Here is an 18903-nt window from a genome sequence, read left to right on the forward strand (position 1 = left end):
GGCGAAAGCCCAGATACACCTAACAGGGTTGCATCCTTAATCAAGAAACAAAAGGGTATCTGTTCACACTGTGGTTTGTACTTTACAAGTACAGACATTGTAGAAGTTGACCATAAATTGCCGCTCTTATTAGGTGGTAAAGACCAATATGATAATCTTCAACTTCTGCATAGACATTGCCATGACATAAAGACGGCTACGGACGGTTCCCTAAATAAGAATCACGACAATAAACCGTTTTGAATCGTGCCTATAACAAAGGTGGAATTATTGAGGAGCCGGATGAGGTGAAAGTCTCACGTCCGGTTCTGAAGGAGAGGTCGAGGTAGCAATGCCTCTATCGACTCTAACAATCAGCCTTACCCGCACCACCACCATCACCTTGTCTGCGTTCAGTGTAATAAAACTATTGAGTTTACTAATGACTCGATCTTAAAAATTGGCATGAAGCAGTCTGAAAAGTCAGGATTGCATTTGTTGGATTGTCAGCTAACGATTCATACAGTTTGTCATGAGGCGTTGCGGATGGGATGGCCATCTTTGCTGTCGAGTAATTGGTCATGTCCAAAAGCGATCGCAGATGCAGCACACGCAGATATCGCTCACTTAGATATAGCACACTCAGATGAGGAATAATACCCGATCTTGAAAGTTTGGATGATGAAGAATGGCGATCGTAGGACTTTCGCAAAAGCTATGCAATTGTGTCATTGCGAACCAAGTGATACGATTGCCATTCTTGATTTTTCATTACGATTGCGTAAGTCCTGTTAATATTACTATTATCCTCTTTAACTGGGACAAAACATAAAAGTTTTTGTAGGGATCGTGAATTTAGTTGAGAGTTTCAATGGACAAAGTATATTGAATATCTGACATAATACTAGCACCTCTAAAGTTGCCAGAAATAGGGGCGGCGTAGCGAGGGATGGCACTAGCAGCTAGGACAATATGGCGATCGCTAACTACTAAACCCTGCGTAGGATCGTATCCCAACCAACCCGCTCCCGGCAAATATACTTCGGCCCAAGCATGAAGATGTCGTTCTTTTTGTTCGGGAACTCCTTCCTGGTAGCCACTGACAAACCTTGCAGCTAACCCAACAGCGCGACAAGCTTCAATAAAAATAATTGCCATATCGCGACAGGAACCTAACTTTTGATTCCAGGTAATTCCGGCAGGAAATGGATCGCCAGTTTCTCTAACTATCTGTTCGCAATTTTGATAAATTCTCTGGTTAAGTTCGCTAAGGAAGTTAACCGTTTGACCGTTTGTTACTTGCCAAATTTTTTGTGCTAATTCCATTATTACGGGGCTACTAATAGGTTGTAAATATGGCGCAAGCTGAGCTAGCACTGGTGCTGGATAATCTGTAATTGGGAACTGGATTGCCCAAGGTTCTATGAGGTAATTAAAGGGATTTGTACAGTGAGTTTCGACTTCAGAGGTAATTTTAACCGTGAGTTTGTTTGTAGGCTGTGTAAACCACAGTTTGATAGTATTATTTCCTTCCCAATCTAGCACGTCAGAAACTCCAGCTGGTTCGGGGGTGACTTCTAAGGAAAAAGCCCGGAGGGACTGAAACCCACAAGAGCGCGATCGCAGCCTAACTATATGAGGATCTAAATCAACAGGTCTGCTATAAGTATAAGTAGTGATATGAACAATTTTGTAGAGCATTTGTTAGTTGTTAGTTGTTAGTTGTTAGTTGTTGGTTGTTAGTTGTTAGTTGTTAATTGTTGGTTGTGTAATTATAGCAACCGCCAAGGCGTTTAAGAAACTCTGAATTGCTCAAGCAATTCTCTTTCCTCTTCCCTTCTTCCCTTCTTCCCTTCTTTCCCTAGCCCCTAGCCCCTAGCCCCTAGCCCCTTCTTCCCCTAGCCCCTTCTTTCCCTAGCCCCTAGGAGTTTAAGTTCTTCAGGGTCAAGTTCGCGCCATTGACCGGGTTCTAAACCATCTAAGCTTAGGTGCGCGATCGCAACTCTTACTAGCCGCAAAGTAGGGAAACCAATCGCCGCAGTCATTCGCCGTACCTGACGGTTTCTCCCCTCTGTAAGGGTCATTTCTAACCATGCAGTGGGTATGTTTTTGCGAAACCTGATCGGCGGATCGCGTGGCGGTAATAGCGGTTCTTCCGATAATAGCTTGACTTTTGCCGGTCGAGTGCGATAATTCTGAATAGTAAGGCCCGATCGCAGATCTGAGATCGCATCTTCACTAGGAATTTTTTCTACTTGTACCCAATAAGTGCGCGGGTGAGCAAATTTTGGATCGCTTAGTCGATGCTGCATTTGCCCATCATCTGTTAAAAGTAACAGCCCTTCGCTATCTCTGTCCAGCCGTCCTATAGGATAGACAGAAGGAATGGGTATGTAATCTTTGAGGGTGCTACGTTTGTTCTCACTTTCGGTGTCCGTGAATTGGGTTAAAACATCGTAGGGCTTATAAAAGAGAATATAGCGGTAAGAAGGCATCTTAAATTATAGATCCTGATATAAATCCTATTAAGATAAAACAATGCGATCGCGACCCTGCTCTTTAGCTCGATAAAGGGCCTTATCCGCTGCCAAGATCATCAACTTTACGGAAACCTCGCTATCTGCAACAGTAGTGGCTATGCCCATACTCAAAGTAACGTACTTGCTAACGCTTGACTTAGCATGGGGTAGTCTGAGAGATTCCATTTCACAACGAATAGCTTTAGCAGCACGTAAGGCAGAAGCGCTATCCCTATTAGGTAAAATCACCGCAAATTCTTCTCCACCGTAACGCGCCGCCAAAAATAGGTTTTCGTCCTCAGAAACTTTTCCCGTATCCCACTCTCCAACACGGCGTAAACATCTTTCAACGGAACGATTAAGAGCAGCAGCAACCTTTTTCAAACAGGAATCGCCTGCTTGGTGTCCGTAGGTATCATTATAAAGCTTGAAAAAGTCAACATCGCACAGAATTAATGATAGTGGGGTTTGATCGCGCTGCGATCGCGCCCATTCGCACTCCAGATATTCATCAAAGCAGCGACGGTTAGGAATTAGCGTTAAACCGTCCAAAGTAGCGATCCGCTTGAGTTCTTGATTAGCATCCCGTAATCTTTGATAAAGTTCAGCTTGGCTGATCGCGATCGCCAACTGCGCCGCCAACTGTTTGAGCAAATCCATTTCCTGCGGTTGCCAGTGCCGCGAACCCTTACAATGGTGAGCAACTAACAATCCCCAAGGTTGAGAGTTGGCAAGTTTTGAGTTTTGAGACTGCTTAGTTGCACTTGCAACGCCTCCCAGTTTTAAGTTATAAGAGTCAGAGGTACCCCCCTGCACCCCCACACCCCCGCTCTCCTGCTCAAAAGCTCCTGTACCACCCAATCCCTGTAGCGCGATCGGCATCACTAAATTCGCTCTCACTTGAAACTGAGCGAGTAAATCAACATAAGACTGAGGTAAATCTGCCTGATAAATATCCTCAACTGCTTGGATTTGACCGCCAACAAACATAGACTTAGCAAACCCAGCATCAAGAACCTTGACATCTAGCATCGGCTGCCAATCTAAACCTACCGATTCCACAGCCACTATCCTACTTCCATCCGGTTCGCAGCGGTAAATTAATACTCGATCTGTCTGCAAAAATTCCCTTACTTCCGCGACTGCTACACTCAGAATACCCCTAAGATCGAGAGACGAACGGATACGCTGAGCAATCTTGCTAATCAGCCGCTCCCGTTCAGCTTGCTGCCTGCGTTCCTCTTCCAAGCGTTTGCGTTCGGTAATATCTTCAACAGTTCCCTCATAGTAAAGCGCCGTTCCATGCCTGTCGCGAACCGCACGGGCATTCTCGGAAATCCAGATCACCGTACCGTCAGAGCGGTAAACTTGGGATTCAAACCCCGACACCGCATCATCTTCTTGCAGTCGCCGGATGAACTCGGTGCGGCGATTTGGTTCTACGTATAACTGTCGCTCAATATCAGTCAAGCGTACCATCAATTCCTGTGGCGTAGAATAGCCGTAAATCCTGGCTAAAGCGGGATTAGCATTCAGATAATGACCGTCAATCGTAGTCTGAAAAATCCCTTCCAGGGCATTTTCAAACAAGCTGCGGTATTTCTCCTCAGCTTGCCGCTGAGCTTCTTGGGCTTCTACGCGGTGGGAGATATCGCGGTAAGCACTCAAAAATAGGCTGCGGTTTTTATACTGCATTAAGGATGTCGATACCAAAAGCGTTTTCTGCTTGCCTTCTTTAGTAACGATCGCTGTTTCTACATCCCGAAACCCCGCTGTAATTACCATCTCCCTGATGCCATTCAAGGCAGCAGCGTGAGCATGAGGGTCAGGATACAGCAACCGCAGGAAATCTCCGGCAATTTCAGCTTCAGTTTTGCTATAACCCGTCAGCTCCTCCATCCTGGAGTTATATATGATAAAGTTTCCATCCGCGTCGCTGAGGGTAATGCCTTCTCCAACAGTTTCGATGACTGTGGATAGCCTTTGAGCCCCTTCTATAATTTCTTCCTGGGCTTGTTTGTGGGGAGTAATATCTTCGTAAGTGATGAGGATACCAACAACGTTTCCATCTGTGTCGTGCAGAGGGATTTTGTTAGTATCTAGCCACGCCAGTTGACCGTTTGCTTGCAGTTGGGGTTGAAGAATGCGGTATTGGGGGGTATCTGTTTCCATTACACGCCGATCGCCTTTGCGAAATGACTCAGCTTGCTCTTTTGTCCAAGGTAAATCCCAGTCTGTAAGTCCGATGATGTCTTGACAAGAAGCCAAACCTGCATCGGCAGCAGCAGTACGATTACAACCTAAGTAAACGGAGTTTCTATCTTTCCAGCAGATGGCTTGGGGAATATTATCAATTACCAATTGTAGCATTTCCTGTGACTGCCGTAGGGCTGACACTACTTGTTTGCCCTCGCTGATGTCGATACCCAATTCCATAACTAACTGTGAACCATCAATGTCTGTAAAAGGGAAGTTGTAGCTTTGATAAGTTCTGCCATCAAATCGCGTCCATTCCCAAGTAGCAGTTTTTTTGATGTCGAAAACTTCGGTATTCATACAGCTAGGAAAAGGTGGCGTAGGCATCCCTAAGCATCGCTCTCGATCGCCATTAGGACTAATATCCGTAACGCCGCCTTCTAGGCGGTATCCTAATCTTCCAGAGAGCGGCGTTACGTAAGTCCTAACCACTTTAGCAGTTGCTATATCTTCAATTACTGCAATATTATACTCAGGGCGCATCATTGCATCGCGCACTATTGAAACTGTTAAGTTCACCCAAACCAGAGAACCATCTTTTCTGATCAAGCGTTTTTCCAGGGAATAACTCTGAATTTGATTTGCTAAACAAGCTTGTCTAAAATTTTCGTTAGCTTCCAAATCCTCTGGGTGACTAATTTGCTGAAATCTCATTTCCAGCAATTCTGATTCGCTGTAGCCAACTATTTCGCAAAATCGCCGATTGACTCGGATGAACTTATCTTGAGGATTGACATTCGAGATTCCGACTGCCCCTTGCTCAAAGATAGCAGGGAACTGTTCTGATATTTCAGGATCTAGTTCTTCCGTTGATTGGTTGCTACAGCTAATTTCTTGTTCAAATTGTGAATTATTAAACATCAATTCGGCAGTGCGTTCTGCTATCAGTTCGTTGATGCGGTTGCGGTATTTTTTCAATTCTTCCTCAAGCTGCTTACGCTCGGTTATATCTAAACTTGTACCGACGTATCCGATCGAAGTCCCCTCCGCTGTCTGCTGGGGGACTCCAGTATCTAGAATCCAGCGGTATTCTCCATTTCTGCACCTGATGCGATATTCAGCTTGAAAGTCCGATCCCACCTCGATTGCTTGGCGGTATGCTGCTAAGCACTGCTGCAAATCTTCTGGGTGAACGCTTTTTTCCCAAGCACTTTCCAGTGTTTCTCCCAAACTGCGATCTGTAAACTCTAAGCACCGTTGATTTAAAAATGTATATCGGCTGGATGCGTCTGACATCCATATCACTACTGGTAAAGCATCCGCTAGGAAACAGATGTGTTCAATCCGACGCGGAATTGCTTGGCTCTCGGCTCGGCACCACTCTATATCTGAGTTGAGATCGTGTACTTTAGAAACGCAAGAATTAGTTTCTGTCTCAGGATAATGGTAGTTTGCGCGAGTTTGCATGCGGATGAGAGAAGCCCGCTGGACACCCATACCCTTCAGGGATTGGGAAGAAAGCGGGGCGGGGTTTACCGCTTTCCTAATCAATGGTGGTGTACGCAGTTGCCCAATTTTTAGGGATGTGTTGCGATCTAGGCTCAAATCGTCTCTATTTCGCTTTGCGCTTTTGAGCTGGCAGATTTGGGTGAGATAAGTCTAACAGATTTGCCTAATTCTTGACATCTTAGCAAGAGAATACCAAGATTTTTTTACCATATTTTTTGTCTTCGATCTACCGATATCGCTCCTATTGTTCTTTTTTTACCTGAGTTAGCCTTAAATCCAGAACTATTCTCTAAATTTTAAACTTTTCAGGTAAAAATTTTATAATTAAGAATTAAAAAATTAGAATTAAAACGCAATTTTTGAAATTAATAAAAAATCTGTATCACTGACTACTGAATAGCAATTAATATTATAAAAATTCTACTTTCAGTATAGCGACCCCCTTCCTTACTTCCCCCTTCGTTCTTACTTCGTTCTTCCCTCTTCCTTCAGCAAATTTGGACTACAGTGCGATCGCGCCCTTCCTGTTTTGCCTGATAAAGAGCTTTATCAGCCGCAGCAATCAGTCCTTCCCTAGAAACTGAGGAAATCGATAGCCATTGCTTCCCAGGAAAACTAGCCACACCTAACGAGACAGAAACGAACTCACTAACTTTAGAGCTAACGTGAGGTATTTGCAAAACACCAATCCGGCGACGAATATCCTCTGCAACCTCAAGAGCCCGCTGTTTCTGGGCGCAAGGGAGAATCACCGCAAATTCCTCCCCTCCATAACGGGCTGCAAAATCCCCCGGTTGCTGTCTGGCCTCATTAATAGCCAAGGCTACTTTTTTCAGACACTCGTCCCCAGCTTGATGTCCATAAGTGTCGTTATAGAGCTTAAAAAAGTCAACATCACATAAAATTAGGGAGATTGGGCCACCATTTCGTAGCGATCGCAGCCATTCATATTCGAGATATTCATCAAATTGACGGCGGTTGGCCAATCCTGTAAGTCCATCCATAGAAGCCAGACGCTGTAACTCAGCATTCGCCGCTTCCAACCGCTGATAGAGTTGAGATTGTTGGATCGCGATCGCCCCCTGAGCAGCCAAACGCTCTACAAATCTGATTTCTGCTGGTTGCCATCGGCGGGATTGCGAACAATGATGAGCAATTAACAATCCCCAAAGCTTAGGCTCGCTGGTGGGGGAACCCTTAAGTGACGGGGCGGAGGGTTGGGGAAGATTAGAGGCGAGGGGCAAAGGAGAAGTCTCGTTTTCCGCATCTCCCAATCTCCCCATTTCCAGAGTTCCCCAATTTCTCTGTTCCCTAATAACAATAGGAACAATCATGCTGGCTCTCACTTGAAGCTGAGCCAAAAAATCTTTGTGACATTCAGAGATATCAGCAGTGTAGATATCCTCAATAGTATGGATACGCCCATGCTTATAAAGTTCGGCATACTGTTCGCTAAAGCAATAATTTTCGATAGTTGTTCCCAGGACAGATATCCAAGGAAATACCACAGATTCCACCACCATCACCCCTTTTTTCTCAGGATAAAAACGGTAAATTAGTACCCTATCGGTTTGGAGAAATTGCCTGACCTCAGCCACCGTAGTATTGAGAATTACGTCCAGATTCAAGGAATAGCGAATGCGCTCCAACATTCTAGCCATCAAACGCTCTTGCTCGTTCTGCTGCTGCAATTCCTTGATCAGTTGTCCGTTTTGCAGTAGGCGGCGCACGCGCTGTCGTAAAACTGCCCAGTGAATCGGTTTGGTGACATAATCAGTAGCGCCAGCGGCAAAAGCGCGATCGACGGATTCTGGATCGTCAAGTCCCGTAATCATTAACACAGGTGTACGTTCGCGCGGTGCAGAAAGGGGAAGCAAAAAAGAAGTATTTAGCTGTTCCTGTTGCCCTTTGGCTTTCTCTTCCTCGGTAAGAAGTTTTTGCAATTCGCTACAGCAGGTAAAGCCGTCCATTACTGGCATGATGGCATCAAGCAGGATGATATCTGGCCAACGCTTGGAACATTTCTCTAAGCACTCTTTGCCATCACTAGCCTCAATGACTTGATAGCCTTGTTTTTCCATTGCGCGGCGCAGCAGAACCCGCATGGACTTTTCGTCGTCCACCACGAGAATGAGTGGCGAATCTTTCTCTATGGGGGTGTTAATCATTTACTAAGAAGGAAGAAGGAAGAAGACTGTTAACTGTTAACTGTTAACTGTTAACTGTTAACTGTTAACTGTTAACAAGCTGTTTTAATGCTAAAGAATTGATTCTAGGCATTGTAAACGGAGTATTTTTAGTGCTTGCCTTGTTTTTTGATATTCAGTTTCCAGCTCGAATATTAAGGGCTGAACTTCGGGGGGTAGGGATAATATCTTTTCGGCTTCTGCAAATTTAGATTGGACACAATTACGAGCTATTGCTTCAAGTTTTTTGCATAGTTTAGACAATTGAACTGCCCCAAAAGTAGCACTACTTGATTTAAGAGTATGGGCGGCTGCGTAGAGATCTGCTGCATTTTGACTACGGTTTGCGGTCTGGAGGTATTGTAACATTTTGAGCGAGTCTTCGAGGTAGCAATCTATCATTTCTACAAGGACAGAAGAGGTATCACCTCCCAGCATTTCTTCTAAAGATTGCAATACCTTGGGGTCAAGAATACAGGGAGAAATTGGAGGGTTTGCTGCTACCAGAGTATCGTCAACTGTTGTTAATGAAACTAGCTTCTGAGATTTATTGAGTGCGTTATTGAGTGCGGTTCTCATTTCCTCCAATTTTATTGGTTTGCTGAGATAGTCGTCCATACCTGCACTGATACAATTTTCGCGATCGCCGAGCATGGCGTTAGCAGTGACGGCGATAATCCAAGGCTTAGGGAAGGATGAAGGGGGGGGATTTTCAGGTTTAATACTACTGATTTTATCTGCTGGCAATGGCCATTCTGAGGCAATGCGGCGTGTGACTTCTAATCCGTCCATTTTTGGCATTTGCACATCCATAAGTATAACATCGTAGGGTCGCGATCGCAAAGCACTGAGCACTTCTAAGCCATTGGTAGCTAGATCAGCAGTGCATCCGAGCCGCTGTAATAGCCGCAGAGCGACTTTTTGGTTAACTGCATTGTCTTCTGCTAGTAGGATTCGCAGGTTGCTAAGAGTTGGCTGGTTGGTATTTGGTTTTGGGGTGGAATTCTCAACTGGAATCACCTTAGATTTTTGTGCAAAAATTTGGAGTAAAATACTATAAAAGTAAGAGTGTTTAATTGGTTTGTTAAGAAAAGCAGTAATATTAAGGTTTGCGATCGCAGTGGGAGCCTTACCAATACGAGTTAGTAATATCAAAGGCAAATTGGTAAGTTCTAGCTGTTGGCGAATGGTTCCGGCAAGGGTTAAGCCGTCCATTTCTTGCATTTCCGTACTCAGAATAGCTAAGTCAAAATTTGGTTCTGTCTGTAGTTTTTCCAAGGCTTCAGCACTGTGGGTAGCAACGGTGGGAAACATTCCCCAGTTGCGGGTTTGTAGGGTTAAAACCTGTTGGTTGATGGGGTGACTTTCAACTATTAGCAGTCGTTTTCCAGCTAGTTGGGGATAAGGCAAGTTTGTCTGTTGGGGTGCGATCGCGCTTGGCGATCGCACTTCTACTGTGAAATAAAATACTGAACCTGGGGTTGAGGGGCACAGGGGCACAGGGGCACAGGGGCACAGGGGCAAAGGGACTGGCGGGAGATTTCTGTCTTCCATCTCCCCTCGCCCAAAATCTTCCTCGCTCCCCCGCTCCCCCGCTCCCTCGCTCCCCCGCTCCCCCGCTCCCTCGCTCCCCTGCTCCCCCGCTCCCCTGCTCCCCTGCTCCCCCGCTCCCCATTCCCCAGGTGGATTTCCGGCGATCGTTCCTCTGCTTTCAACCCAAATCCTACCATCCATGAGCTCGCATAAGCGTTGGCTGATAGCGAGTCCTAGTCCTGTCCCGCCGTACTGTCGGGTAGTGGAGGAATCAACTTGGCTGAAGGGTTTAAACAAGCGATCCATCCTGTCAGCAGGAATACCTATGCCTGTATCTGCGATCGCGAAGAGTATTTCGCAGATTTGTTCTGCCTCTGTGGGCGACTGATGAGCGATCAACTGTGAATGCCCCCTGTGTACTGACACTACGACTCCACCATTATGAGTAAACTTGACTGCATTACTAAGTAAATTTACTAATATTTGTCGTAGTCTGGTGACATCTCCCAGAATAATCTTCGGTATTTGCGGATCGATGATGTTACCTATTTCTAAGTGTTTTTCCGTAGCTTTGGAGGCGACGAGATCTATCGCGCTCTCAATACAGGCTTGCAACTCAAAGGGTTCTTTTTCTAGGTCGAGTTTGCCGGATTCAATTTTGGAAAAGTCTAGAATGTCATTAATAATTGTCAGTAAAGCTTGACTGCTACTGCGGACTGTTTCGGCACATTCTTGCTGATCGGGATTAAGGGGGGTTTCCAGCAGTAAATCGGTCATACCGATCACAGCGTTCATGGGAGTACGAATTTCGTGGCTCATGGTAGCGAGAAATTCGCTTTTGGCGCGGTTGGCTAATTCTGCGGCGAGTCGGGCTTGTTCTAGGGCTTTGTTTTGTGCGGCGAGTTTGCTGCGGGCTTGCTTTTCTTGTTGTAGTAGTTGAGCTTGAGCCAGGGCAATTCCGACTTGTGCGGCGACGGCTTCGAGCAATTCAATTTCACCGATTGTCCACTGGCGTTGGCGATCGCATTGATGCAAGCCGATAGCGCCGTTGGGTTCCCCTTGGTAGGAGGTGCGGATTGCCAAGATGGATTTGACTTGCAATTGTTCGTAGGGAATAAATTTGTCTTGTAGCAAGGGGTCAACGGTGATATCAAAGGAGGCGATCGCTTGGTCTTGAGCAAGCACTTTCTGGGCGTGAAGGTTGCCTGTGACAGGAATTTCGACATCCAGCAGGGATTGATATCCCGGCTCTAGATATTCTGCCACGCGGCGTAAATGAGGATGGGGTGCGATCGCATAAACGCTAATAATACAGCGACTCACGCCAAAGGCATGACCGATCTGGGTGGCTGCTGTCTGAAAAATTTCTTTGGGATCTAGGCTTTGACGAATTTCGCTGGTAATTTTCCCCAGTAGTAAGCTGCGCTGAAATTGTTGGTGTAAGGCTTCTTGAGCTGCAAACCCGATCGTCGCGCTGGCTAAGACGTTGGCCGCAGCTTGCAGAAAGTGAACGTCATCTGTAGTGAAGGTGCGTTTTTTAGTGGAATGGGTGGCTAAAATGCCGAAGGGTTGGTTAATTCCTGGGATTTGAACGCTGGTGCAGGCTCGTAGGATTGTGTTTGCTAATGGCTGTAAGCAGTCAGTGAAAGGGGTTTCTGTGGTGATATCTTCGACAATTACAGGTTCGCCAGAGTTCAAAGTAAAGGCAAAGGGGGAATTGTCGTTAGCGGCGGCGATCGCTACACCGATGAGCTCTTGGGGCCAGCCAAATCCTACTCGCAGTAATAAATTCTGGGTTTCTGGCTGATATTCTAAGATTTGACAATACTCTACTTGCAGGGTAATCGCAGTCAGGGTGACTGTTTCATTCATCAGGTGGGAAGGGGGAATGCCAGCTAGGGCTCGCTGGCCGAGTTGAGCGATGGCGGCTGAGGCGCGGGCTTGGATACCGAGTTTTTGTTCTGCGCGTTTGCGATCGCTGATATCCCGCAAAATTAGGGTAAATACTGATTCGTTTTTTAACTCCAGTTGGGAAATTGACGCTTCAGCGGGGAAGTCGTTACCGTCTTTGCGTCTGGCTGTTATCTCAGCCCGGTTTCCTTTGGTGTTTTGGGAAGCTTCAAGGGGTAGTAAGGTTTGGTTTGTGCTATTTCTGAAGCCCTGGTTCGGAAATAGTAGGTTTAGGGGTTCCCCTAATACTTCACTGGCGCTATAGCCGAAAATTTGTTCGGCACCTCGGTTAAACAGTTGAATTTGTTGGTTTTCGCCTACGGAAATAATGGCATCTTGGGCAAGGTCGAGAATTCCGACTAGGCGAATTTGGGAAGTTAATAAAGCTTCTTCTACTGAGGCGTTGCTGGCGATTTGAGCTTCTAATTTTTGAATAATCGAGAAGGCGGCCGACTCGCTGTTAATACTGCTGTTGGATGCTGAATTTGTGGCTGTAGAACTGATGGGCGGGTTTGTAAGGATGCTCTGTGGGTGGGATAATTGAGCGGTAAACTCGCTCCTAGAATTTTGTTCTAAACTAGCTTCCTCTGTGGGTTCTGAGATTTGGCGATCGCTGATATTTTGTATTTTTGGGCTAATGGGTGAGTCAGCGTAAGCAAAGTCAGCCCCAGGCATCGCGCTTTCCAGTGGTGGGTTGAGAGTTTCTTGCTGGACTAGACTGGTTTTAGCGATCGCATAAGCTGCGGCGATCGAAAGTACAGCGGTGAAAGCAGCACTTAATGTTGTTAACCAATTGGCGGAAGGGGAAAGTTGGGAGATTTCCAGCAAGTTGCTTGTACAGGCGGCGCTACTGAAGGCTGCTAACATCCAGACAACCCAATTGTAGGGCAGGTTTCGCCGCTTCCAGGCAAAATAAACTAGGGACAGGGCGATCGCGCCATTACCCAAGACAAGTAGGGAATAGGGGGTAGTAGTCAGAGAAAAAGATGATACCTCTGTCCCAGAACGCTGAGGAGGACTAAAATTGAAGAATGAAAAAATAGTTATCAAAAATTCCATTAAAATAATTCCTCCTGCTAGACAGGCAAAAATCTTTCTATTATTTATTAGGACTTACTCTGATAGTACAGTAGCTCTCTAGGCGGTTATGACACCGCAAGTAAGGGCGGCGTTAGAGATACTTTGCGTAAGTCCTGATTTATTCTGAAGTATCGACTCGTCAGCCTCTAGGCGAGGAAAATCTAAATCACCTAATTTTAATGCCGAAATCTCCGATTCAGCGCACAAAAGCCATTCACCGAGTCTGCATCACCTTGGGAACCCGCCCAGAGGCGATTAAACTCGCCCCAGCGATCCAAATGTTCAAAAATTCGCCATCCTTTGATACCCAGGTAATTTTAACTGGTCAGCACCGCGAAATGGTTGAGCAAGTGATGCAGCTATTTGACTTTAAGGGCGATCGCGATTTAGCGATCATGCAGCACCAGCAAACTCTTACAGACATTACTTGCCGAAGTTTGCAAGGCTTAGAAGGATTATTTAAAGAATTGCAACCAGAAATTGTATTGGTACAAGGTGATACCACAACTGCTTTTGCTGCTGCCCTAGCTGCATTTTACCAAAAAATTCCCGTAGGTCACGTAGAGGCGGGGCTCCGTACTGACGATTTATTTAATCCTTACCCGGAGGAAGCGAACCGCCGCCTAATTTCACAGCTAACTCAGCTACACTTTGCTCCTACTTTGTTAGCAGTAGAAAATCTAAAAAAATCAGGAGTTGTCGGTGCAATTCACCATACTGGAAATACTGTAATTGATGCTTTACTTTCAGTAGCAAAGCGACAGCCTGAGTGTAATATTCCTAATTTAGATTGGAATCAATATCGCACAATTTTAGCAACTGTTCATCGCCGGGAAAATTGGGGCGAACCGCTAGCAGGAATTGCCCAGGGATTTATCGAAATTTTAGATAAATTTCCCGATACAGCGTTACTTTTACCTTTGCATCGTAATCCAGTTGTCCGCGAACCTTTACAAGCTATTTTAGGTGAGCATCCGAGAGTTTTCTTAACAGAACCTTTGGATTATGCAGAACTGGTAGGAGCGATTCAGCGCTGTTATTTAATTCTTACTGATTCGGGTGGATTGCAGGAGGAAGCGCCTAGTTTAGGTAAGCCTGTTTTAGTATTACGAGAAACTACGGAAAGACCAGAGGCAATTGAGGCTGGAACTGCTAAACTTGTTGGTACTAATTCCAGTAAAATTGTCGCAGCAGCAGCAGAGTTACTCAGTGATTTAAAGGCATACAATGCAATGGCAATGGCAATTAATCCCTTTGGCGATGGAATGGCCGCAGAACGAATTTTGAAAATTGTTCAAGAGTATTTTTTTAGTTGTTAGTTGTTAGTTGTTAGTTGTTAGTTAACAACTAAGTAGTCGGACATAACGCAGCCATGTCATTGCGAAGGTCACGAAGTGAAGTGAAGCATAAGCCCTTCGGGCAGGCTACGCCAACGCAGGGTTTTGGGATTGCTTCGCTTGGCTCGCAATGACATTATTTATTTTTGTACAACTACTTAACAGTTAACAGTTAACAGTTAATGATTGACAACTGCTCCACGATATATAATTATTGACATTGATTTTAGGAGAAACTTATTATGGGATGGGATGTGAATATTGAGATCAAAGATCCAGATATATATATTAAGCAAGTACCAACTATTACTAAACATATCCCTCATTCAAAAGATTATAAAATTCAATGGAGACTTGCAAAATTAAAGAACTTCGAGCTCCTTAATGTTATTTGGGAAGCTGGTAGTACATATACCGCAGGATATACCTTTCCCGGCAAAATTGTTTTCACATTTTCAGACGGCGATCATATCTTAAAAGTTGGGTCTAAAGAACTCCTAGTCAACCAGAAACATCTGGTAATGAATCAGCCAGGAATCGAGATAATCCGTATGCGGCACTCATCCAAATATAATGCAATATCAATTTATATAGATGAAGCTAGATTTTTAACTGAATTGAGCAAATATATGGACAATTCCCCCGAACGTCCCAAAGTAATGCAAGTTATAGATCGTAGCACTATTTATGGTCGTTCCCTGTATCAAATGGTAATGACACTCTGGAATTTGATTGAAACTAACGGACATCCAATAGTAATTGAAAATCTAGAAATTGCCATTTTCTCAACCTTAGTACAAGGTACATCTTTCGGCAATTTAGATAACTCAAATATCAAGGTATCGGAGACAGGAATCGCTCGCGTGCGGGAGGCTGCTGAATACATTCGAGCAAATATAAAAAAAGAGCTTACAATCGCACAAATCTCGGCTGCAATGAATTGTAGCAGTCGTTCTCTGCAAACAGCCTTTGCTCGTCATTATGGTATTTCTCCCACTCAATTCCTGCGAAATATCCGACTTGAAGCTGCTCGTATAGAGTTAATGGAGGGTAACAAAACGATTACAGAAATTGCTTTTGAATATGGTTTTTATAATCCGGGTCGCTTTACAAAATACTTCCACCAGCACTTTGGGAAAAAGCCTTCAGACATTTTGCGAAACTAATCTTTCGCAATTTGACTAGCGGTACTAGGAAATAGCAAGTTATAAATTTTATGTTGAAATAAATTAACACGCAGGTTAACGGATATGGAATTATCAGCAATCGACATAGGAATGCCTTCTGATATCGCTCAAGCGACTGAAAGCAATGATATATTTTTCTTCAATCAACTGCCTGCCAACCAGATTAGTTCACTTGCTAATTCACCGGGAAAAGACATTATTATGCTCTTAGGAGGTGATGACTGGGTAACGAATAACGAAGAGAGTCGCACTTATTACGGCATGGCAGGAAATGATACGATTATTGGATTAGGAGGTAACGATCTCTTCTTAGGTAATGCTGGAAACGATTTACTCTGTGGAAATCAAGGCTCCGACACGCTTTCGGGTGGTCAAAACGAGGATACACTTATCGGTGGTAAAAGTAACGATATCCTTAATGGCGACATCGGTAACGATATTTTATTAGGAGATTTAGGTGATGATGTTCTTACAGGGGGAGGCGGAAACGATACATTAACTGGAGGAGATGGCGGTGATATTTTTGTCATATCTAAGGGTGAAGGTATCGATCTAATTACGGACTTTCAAAACGGTGTTGACTTTATCCAACTTAATCCCTCTCTAACTTTTAAGGATCTCGCCATTACCACAACAAATTCAGGTCAAGTATTAGTGACTGATAAGATTACCAATCAATCGCTATTTGTGATTAGTGGTATTGCAGCTACCGACTTAACCGCCGCAGATTTTCTTACAGGCACTTCTGACAGTATCCCCGATCCTTTCGGAGAGAAATCTTCTACTAAGTATGAAGCATTCCTCAGTCCTCAACAAGAACCTGGGGAAGCGATTGTATCGGACGCGAAAGGATATGGTAGCCTTAGTTTCCCTAAAAATCTAAGTTCCCTCAAGGTTGATGTTCAAATATCTGGTGTCGATGTTTCAGAAATTACTGCATTCCATATCCACTGCGGCCCTCCTGGTGTGCTTGGGCCGATTGTTGTCGATTTCGGGCAATTCGGAACTTTTGATAAGACGATTGTAGATGGTAAATTTTCCGCCTCAATCTCGAATGAAAATATTACTTTTATCGATTCTCCACCTGATTTAACTTCTAGTGCCATTCAAAGTCCCGCTCAAGGTTTGACTTCTCAAACAAGCCAAGCTATTGAACAACTTCCTGACAATACCGATCGAAAATCTGCTCATTTAGGTGTCATTCACAATCATGATGAAGGTTTGCCAGAATCAGTCCAACCTACTTCACAAGTTCCTGGCAATACCCCTAGCCTACCTGGTAATTTACCTACAAGTGCGCCTCAAATTCCTAATCAAGGTTTGCCAGAATCAGTCCAACCTACTTCACAAGTTCCTGGCAATACTCCTAGTCTACCTGGTAATTTACCTACAAGTGCGCCTCCAGTGATTGATGAAGGTCAAACTCCCTCAATTCCTGACAATGTTCCTCGCTTACCTGAAGGTTGTCCGGTGGAAATTGGCCTGCCCGGTCAAGTCAATACTGTTGCTGGAATAGAAGCAGTAGCACGACGAGGTGCGCTTTATTTCAACCTCCACACAGAGGAACACTCATTCTATGGCGAAATGCGAGGTCAAATTTATCCAGCACAGGGGTAATATACTTTTCTAAACTTAGTTTTTACCCGATAAAGCCTCCTTAAAAATGGGCTTGGGGAGAGAGCATCTCGATACTGTATGAAAACTGAATCCGCTCTCTCTCCCTTACTTTCAATTATCTCCAATTAATTTAAAGTCTCCACAAACAATCAAACTTAATTTTTTTCTGATTTTAGCTGAGCATCAGAGTTCCCACAGGGGTTCTATAACAGATTTGACAAATTACCAATTATGCGTTAACAGTGAACGGTGAACAGTTAACTGTTACTTTTTTGTGGGATACTATTCCACCAATGGCAGATTAGCCTGAAAAAACATAACATAAGTTGTCTCTAAAAACAAAAAATGGAAAAACTTAAGGAACAAAGAAACCAACTCCCCAACTCAGGCAAATCTAGCGACGGTCGAGCGATCGCAGCCCCGAAAACCCCTCTGGGCTTACTTTCCCCTACCTTGAAAAAACTAATCTGGGCCGCAGGCGTAGCCTCGCTATGCGCTAGCTGTCAAAGCCCCCAAGCCCCTTCCGCCTCAACAACTAGCTCTACTAGCGTTGCTAGTCCCGCCGATCCTAATACTCTCAAGATAGTTTCGATGTTGCCAATGACCGGCAGTTCTCAGGGACAGACTCAAACGATGGTCAATGGTATTAAGCAAGTTGTGGATGAGGCAAACTCAACGGCTTGCGATGGTAAACTCAAGATCCAATTTGAGCAATTTGATGATGCCACAGCAGCGACGGGGAAATGGGACCCGGCACAGGTGACGGCGAACGCTAACAAAGCTGTGGCTGATGGTAGTGTTGTTGCAGTTATCGGTCACTTCAACTCAGGTGCAGCTAAGCTGTCTATTCCCATTCTAAATCAAGCTAACTTAGTAATGGTTAGTCCCGCTAATACTTATCCCGGCTTGACTAAACCAGGGAAGGGTACGCCCCAGGAACCTAATGTTTATTACCCGACCGGCAAACGCAACTACGTTCGTGTCGTACCTGCTGATGACCTTCAAGGAAGTGTCGGTGCTAAGTGGGCTAAATCTTTAGGAGTACAAAAAGTCTATATCCTCGACGACCAAGAACTTTATGGCAAAGGATTGGGAGACATTTTCGAGAAAACAAGCAAAGAAATTGGCTTAGAAGTTCTAGGACGTGAAGGAATTGACAGGCAGGCTGCTGATTATAAAGCTTTGATGACTAAGATTAAGGCTTTGGGGCCAGATTTGATCTACTTTGGTGGCATTACTCAGAATAACGCCGGACAGTTAATTAAGGACATGAGAAATGTTGGGATGACTGCTGATACAGTCAAGTTCATGGGGCCTGATGGTACTTATGAGAAAGCGCTAATTGATGCTGCTGGTAAAGATGCTGAAGGAGTTTATGCCACATTTGGAGGAGTCCCAGCAAAAGAATTGACTGGTGCAGGAAAAACTTGGTACGAAAGTTACAAACAAAAATACAATTCTGAACCAGAAGCTTATGCTGCTTATAGCTACGAGTCGGCTAAAGTGGTTCTGGATGCGATTAATAAAGTCTGCAAAAATGACCGGGCTGCTATCCGTGATGCAGTGATGGCAACTAAAGACTTTAACGGGTTACTCGGAACTTGGAGTTTTGACGCTAACGGTGACACTAGCATTACTACGATGTCGGGAAATGTCGTTAAAGATGGGAAGTGGGAGTTTGTGAGCGTGCTCAAAGATGAATAATTGTTTGTTAACTGTTAACTGTTAACTGTTAACTGTTCCCAGCTACCAAAGGCATTGGGAGCTAACAATTACAGCACTTACGCAAAAGCATCCGTAACGCCGCCAT

Annotated in this window: 10 protein-coding genes and 1 pseudogene; 6 read left to right on the forward strand and 5 right to left on the reverse strand. The window is 44.7% G+C overall.

From position 1 onward, the window contains the following. Both PY364_RS13965 and PY364_RS13970 read left to right on the forward strand, forming a co-directional pair. Positions 1 to 243: HNH endonuclease signature motif containing protein (locus PY364_RS13965; RefSeq protein ID WP_275523340.1), on the forward strand; the 243-nt coding region annotated here is incomplete at its 5' end. A gap of 108 nt (positions 244 to 351) precedes the next feature. Continuing rightward, a pseudogene (locus PY364_RS13970) lies at positions 352 to 636 on the forward strand (transcriptional repressor); the annotation flags it as partial. A 198-nt stretch (positions 637 to 834) separates the two neighbouring features. Here PY364_RS13970 and PY364_RS13975 read toward each other — a convergent pair. The 5 genes from PY364_RS13975 to PY364_RS13995 form a co-directional block, all read right to left on the reverse strand. Beyond that, positions 835 to 1680, reverse strand: a complete 846-nt coding sequence (locus PY364_RS13975; RefSeq protein WP_275523342.1) for a transglutaminase family protein — start codon at positions 1678 to 1680, stop codon at positions 835 to 837. Positions 1681 to 1877: 197 nt separating this feature from the next. Continuing rightward, on the reverse strand, positions 1878 to 2474 hold the full coding sequence (locus PY364_RS13980; RefSeq protein ID WP_275523344.1) for a pseudouridine synthase: 597 nt from the start codon (positions 2472 to 2474) through the stop codon (positions 1878 to 1880). Between the two features lie 30 nt (positions 2475 to 2504). Then, a complete protein-coding gene (locus tag PY364_RS13985) occupies positions 2505 to 6161 on the reverse strand; it encodes a PAS domain S-box protein (protein WP_275523346.1) in 3657 nt (1218 codons plus the stop codon). Positions 6162 to 6691: 530 nt separating this feature from the next. Beyond that, the gene (locus PY364_RS13990; RefSeq protein WP_275523347.1) at positions 6692 to 8371 is read right to left on the reverse strand and encodes a diguanylate cyclase; all 1680 of its coding nucleotides are present in this window, start codon (positions 8369 to 8371) and stop codon (positions 6692 to 6694) included. 90 nt (positions 8372 to 8461) lie between these two features. Next, on the reverse strand, positions 8462 to 12931 hold the full coding sequence (locus tag PY364_RS13995) for a response regulator (protein ID WP_275523348.1): 4470 nt from the start codon (positions 12929 to 12931) through the stop codon (positions 8462 to 8464). Between the two features lie 200 nt (positions 12932 to 13131). Between PY364_RS13995 and wecB the strand changes: the two genes are divergently transcribed. From wecB to PY364_RS14015, 4 genes are all read left to right on the forward strand, one after another. Further along, positions 13132 to 14271, forward strand: coding sequence for a UDP-N-acetylglucosamine 2-epimerase (non-hydrolyzing) (gene wecB, locus PY364_RS14000; protein WP_275523349.1), 1140 nt, complete (start codon positions 13132 to 13134; stop codon positions 14269 to 14271). Between the two features lie 260 nt (positions 14272 to 14531). After that, positions 14532 to 15455 carry an AraC family transcriptional regulator gene (locus tag PY364_RS14005; RefSeq protein ID WP_275523350.1) on the forward strand — a complete coding sequence of 308 codons (924 nt, stop codon included), beginning with the start codon at positions 14532 to 14534 and terminating at the stop codon, positions 15453 to 15455. A gap of 84 nt (positions 15456 to 15539) precedes the next feature. After that, positions 15540 to 17093, forward strand: coding sequence for a CHRD domain-containing protein (locus tag PY364_RS14010; protein WP_275523352.1), 1554 nt, complete (start codon positions 15540 to 15542; stop codon positions 17091 to 17093). Between the two features lie 345 nt (positions 17094 to 17438). Continuing rightward, a complete protein-coding gene (locus PY364_RS14015) occupies positions 17439 to 18797 on the forward strand; it encodes a branched-chain amino acid ABC transporter substrate-binding protein (RefSeq protein WP_275523354.1) in 1359 nt (452 codons plus the stop codon). Positions 18798 to 18903: the final 106 nt, after the last annotated feature.

It is taken from the genome of Kamptonema sp. UHCC 0994 (assembly GCF_029167235.1).
Lineage (GTDB): Bacteria > Cyanobacteriota > Cyanobacteriia > Cyanobacteriales > Microcoleaceae > Kamptonema.

What these genes read in the sequence shown, in the direction of transcription:
- PY364_RS13975 (WP_275523342.1), bottom strand. Translation starts at nt 1,680, where the DNA reads ATGCTCTACAAAATTGTTCATATCACTACTTATACTTATAGCAGACCT.
- PY364_RS13980 (WP_275523344.1), bottom strand. Translation starts at nt 2,474, where the DNA reads ATGCCTTCTTACCGCTATATTCTCTTTTATAAGCCCTACGATGTTTTA.
- PY364_RS13985 (WP_275523346.1), bottom strand. Translation starts at nt 6,161, where the DNA reads ATGCAAACTCGCGCAAACTACCATTATCCTGAGACAGAAACTAATTCT.
- PY364_RS13990 (WP_275523347.1), bottom strand. Translation starts at nt 8,371, where the DNA reads ATGATTAACACCCCCATAGAGAAAGATTCGCCACTCATTCTCGTGGTG.
- PY364_RS13995 (WP_275523348.1), bottom strand. Translation starts at nt 12,931, where the DNA reads ATGGAATTTTTGATAACTATTTTTTCATTCTTCAATTTTAGTCCTCCT.
- wecB (WP_275523349.1), top strand. Translation starts at nt 13,132, where the DNA reads ATGCCGAAATCTCCGATTCAGCGCACAAAAGCCATTCACCGAGTCTGC.
- PY364_RS14005 (WP_275523350.1), top strand. Translation starts at nt 14,532, where the DNA reads ATGGGATGGGATGTGAATATTGAGATCAAAGATCCAGATATATATATT.
- PY364_RS14010 (WP_275523352.1), top strand. Translation starts at nt 15,540, where the DNA reads ATGGAATTATCAGCAATCGACATAGGAATGCCTTCTGATATCGCTCAA.
- PY364_RS14015 (WP_275523354.1), top strand. Translation starts at nt 17,439, where the DNA reads ATGGAAAAACTTAAGGAACAAAGAAACCAACTCCCCAACTCAGGCAAA.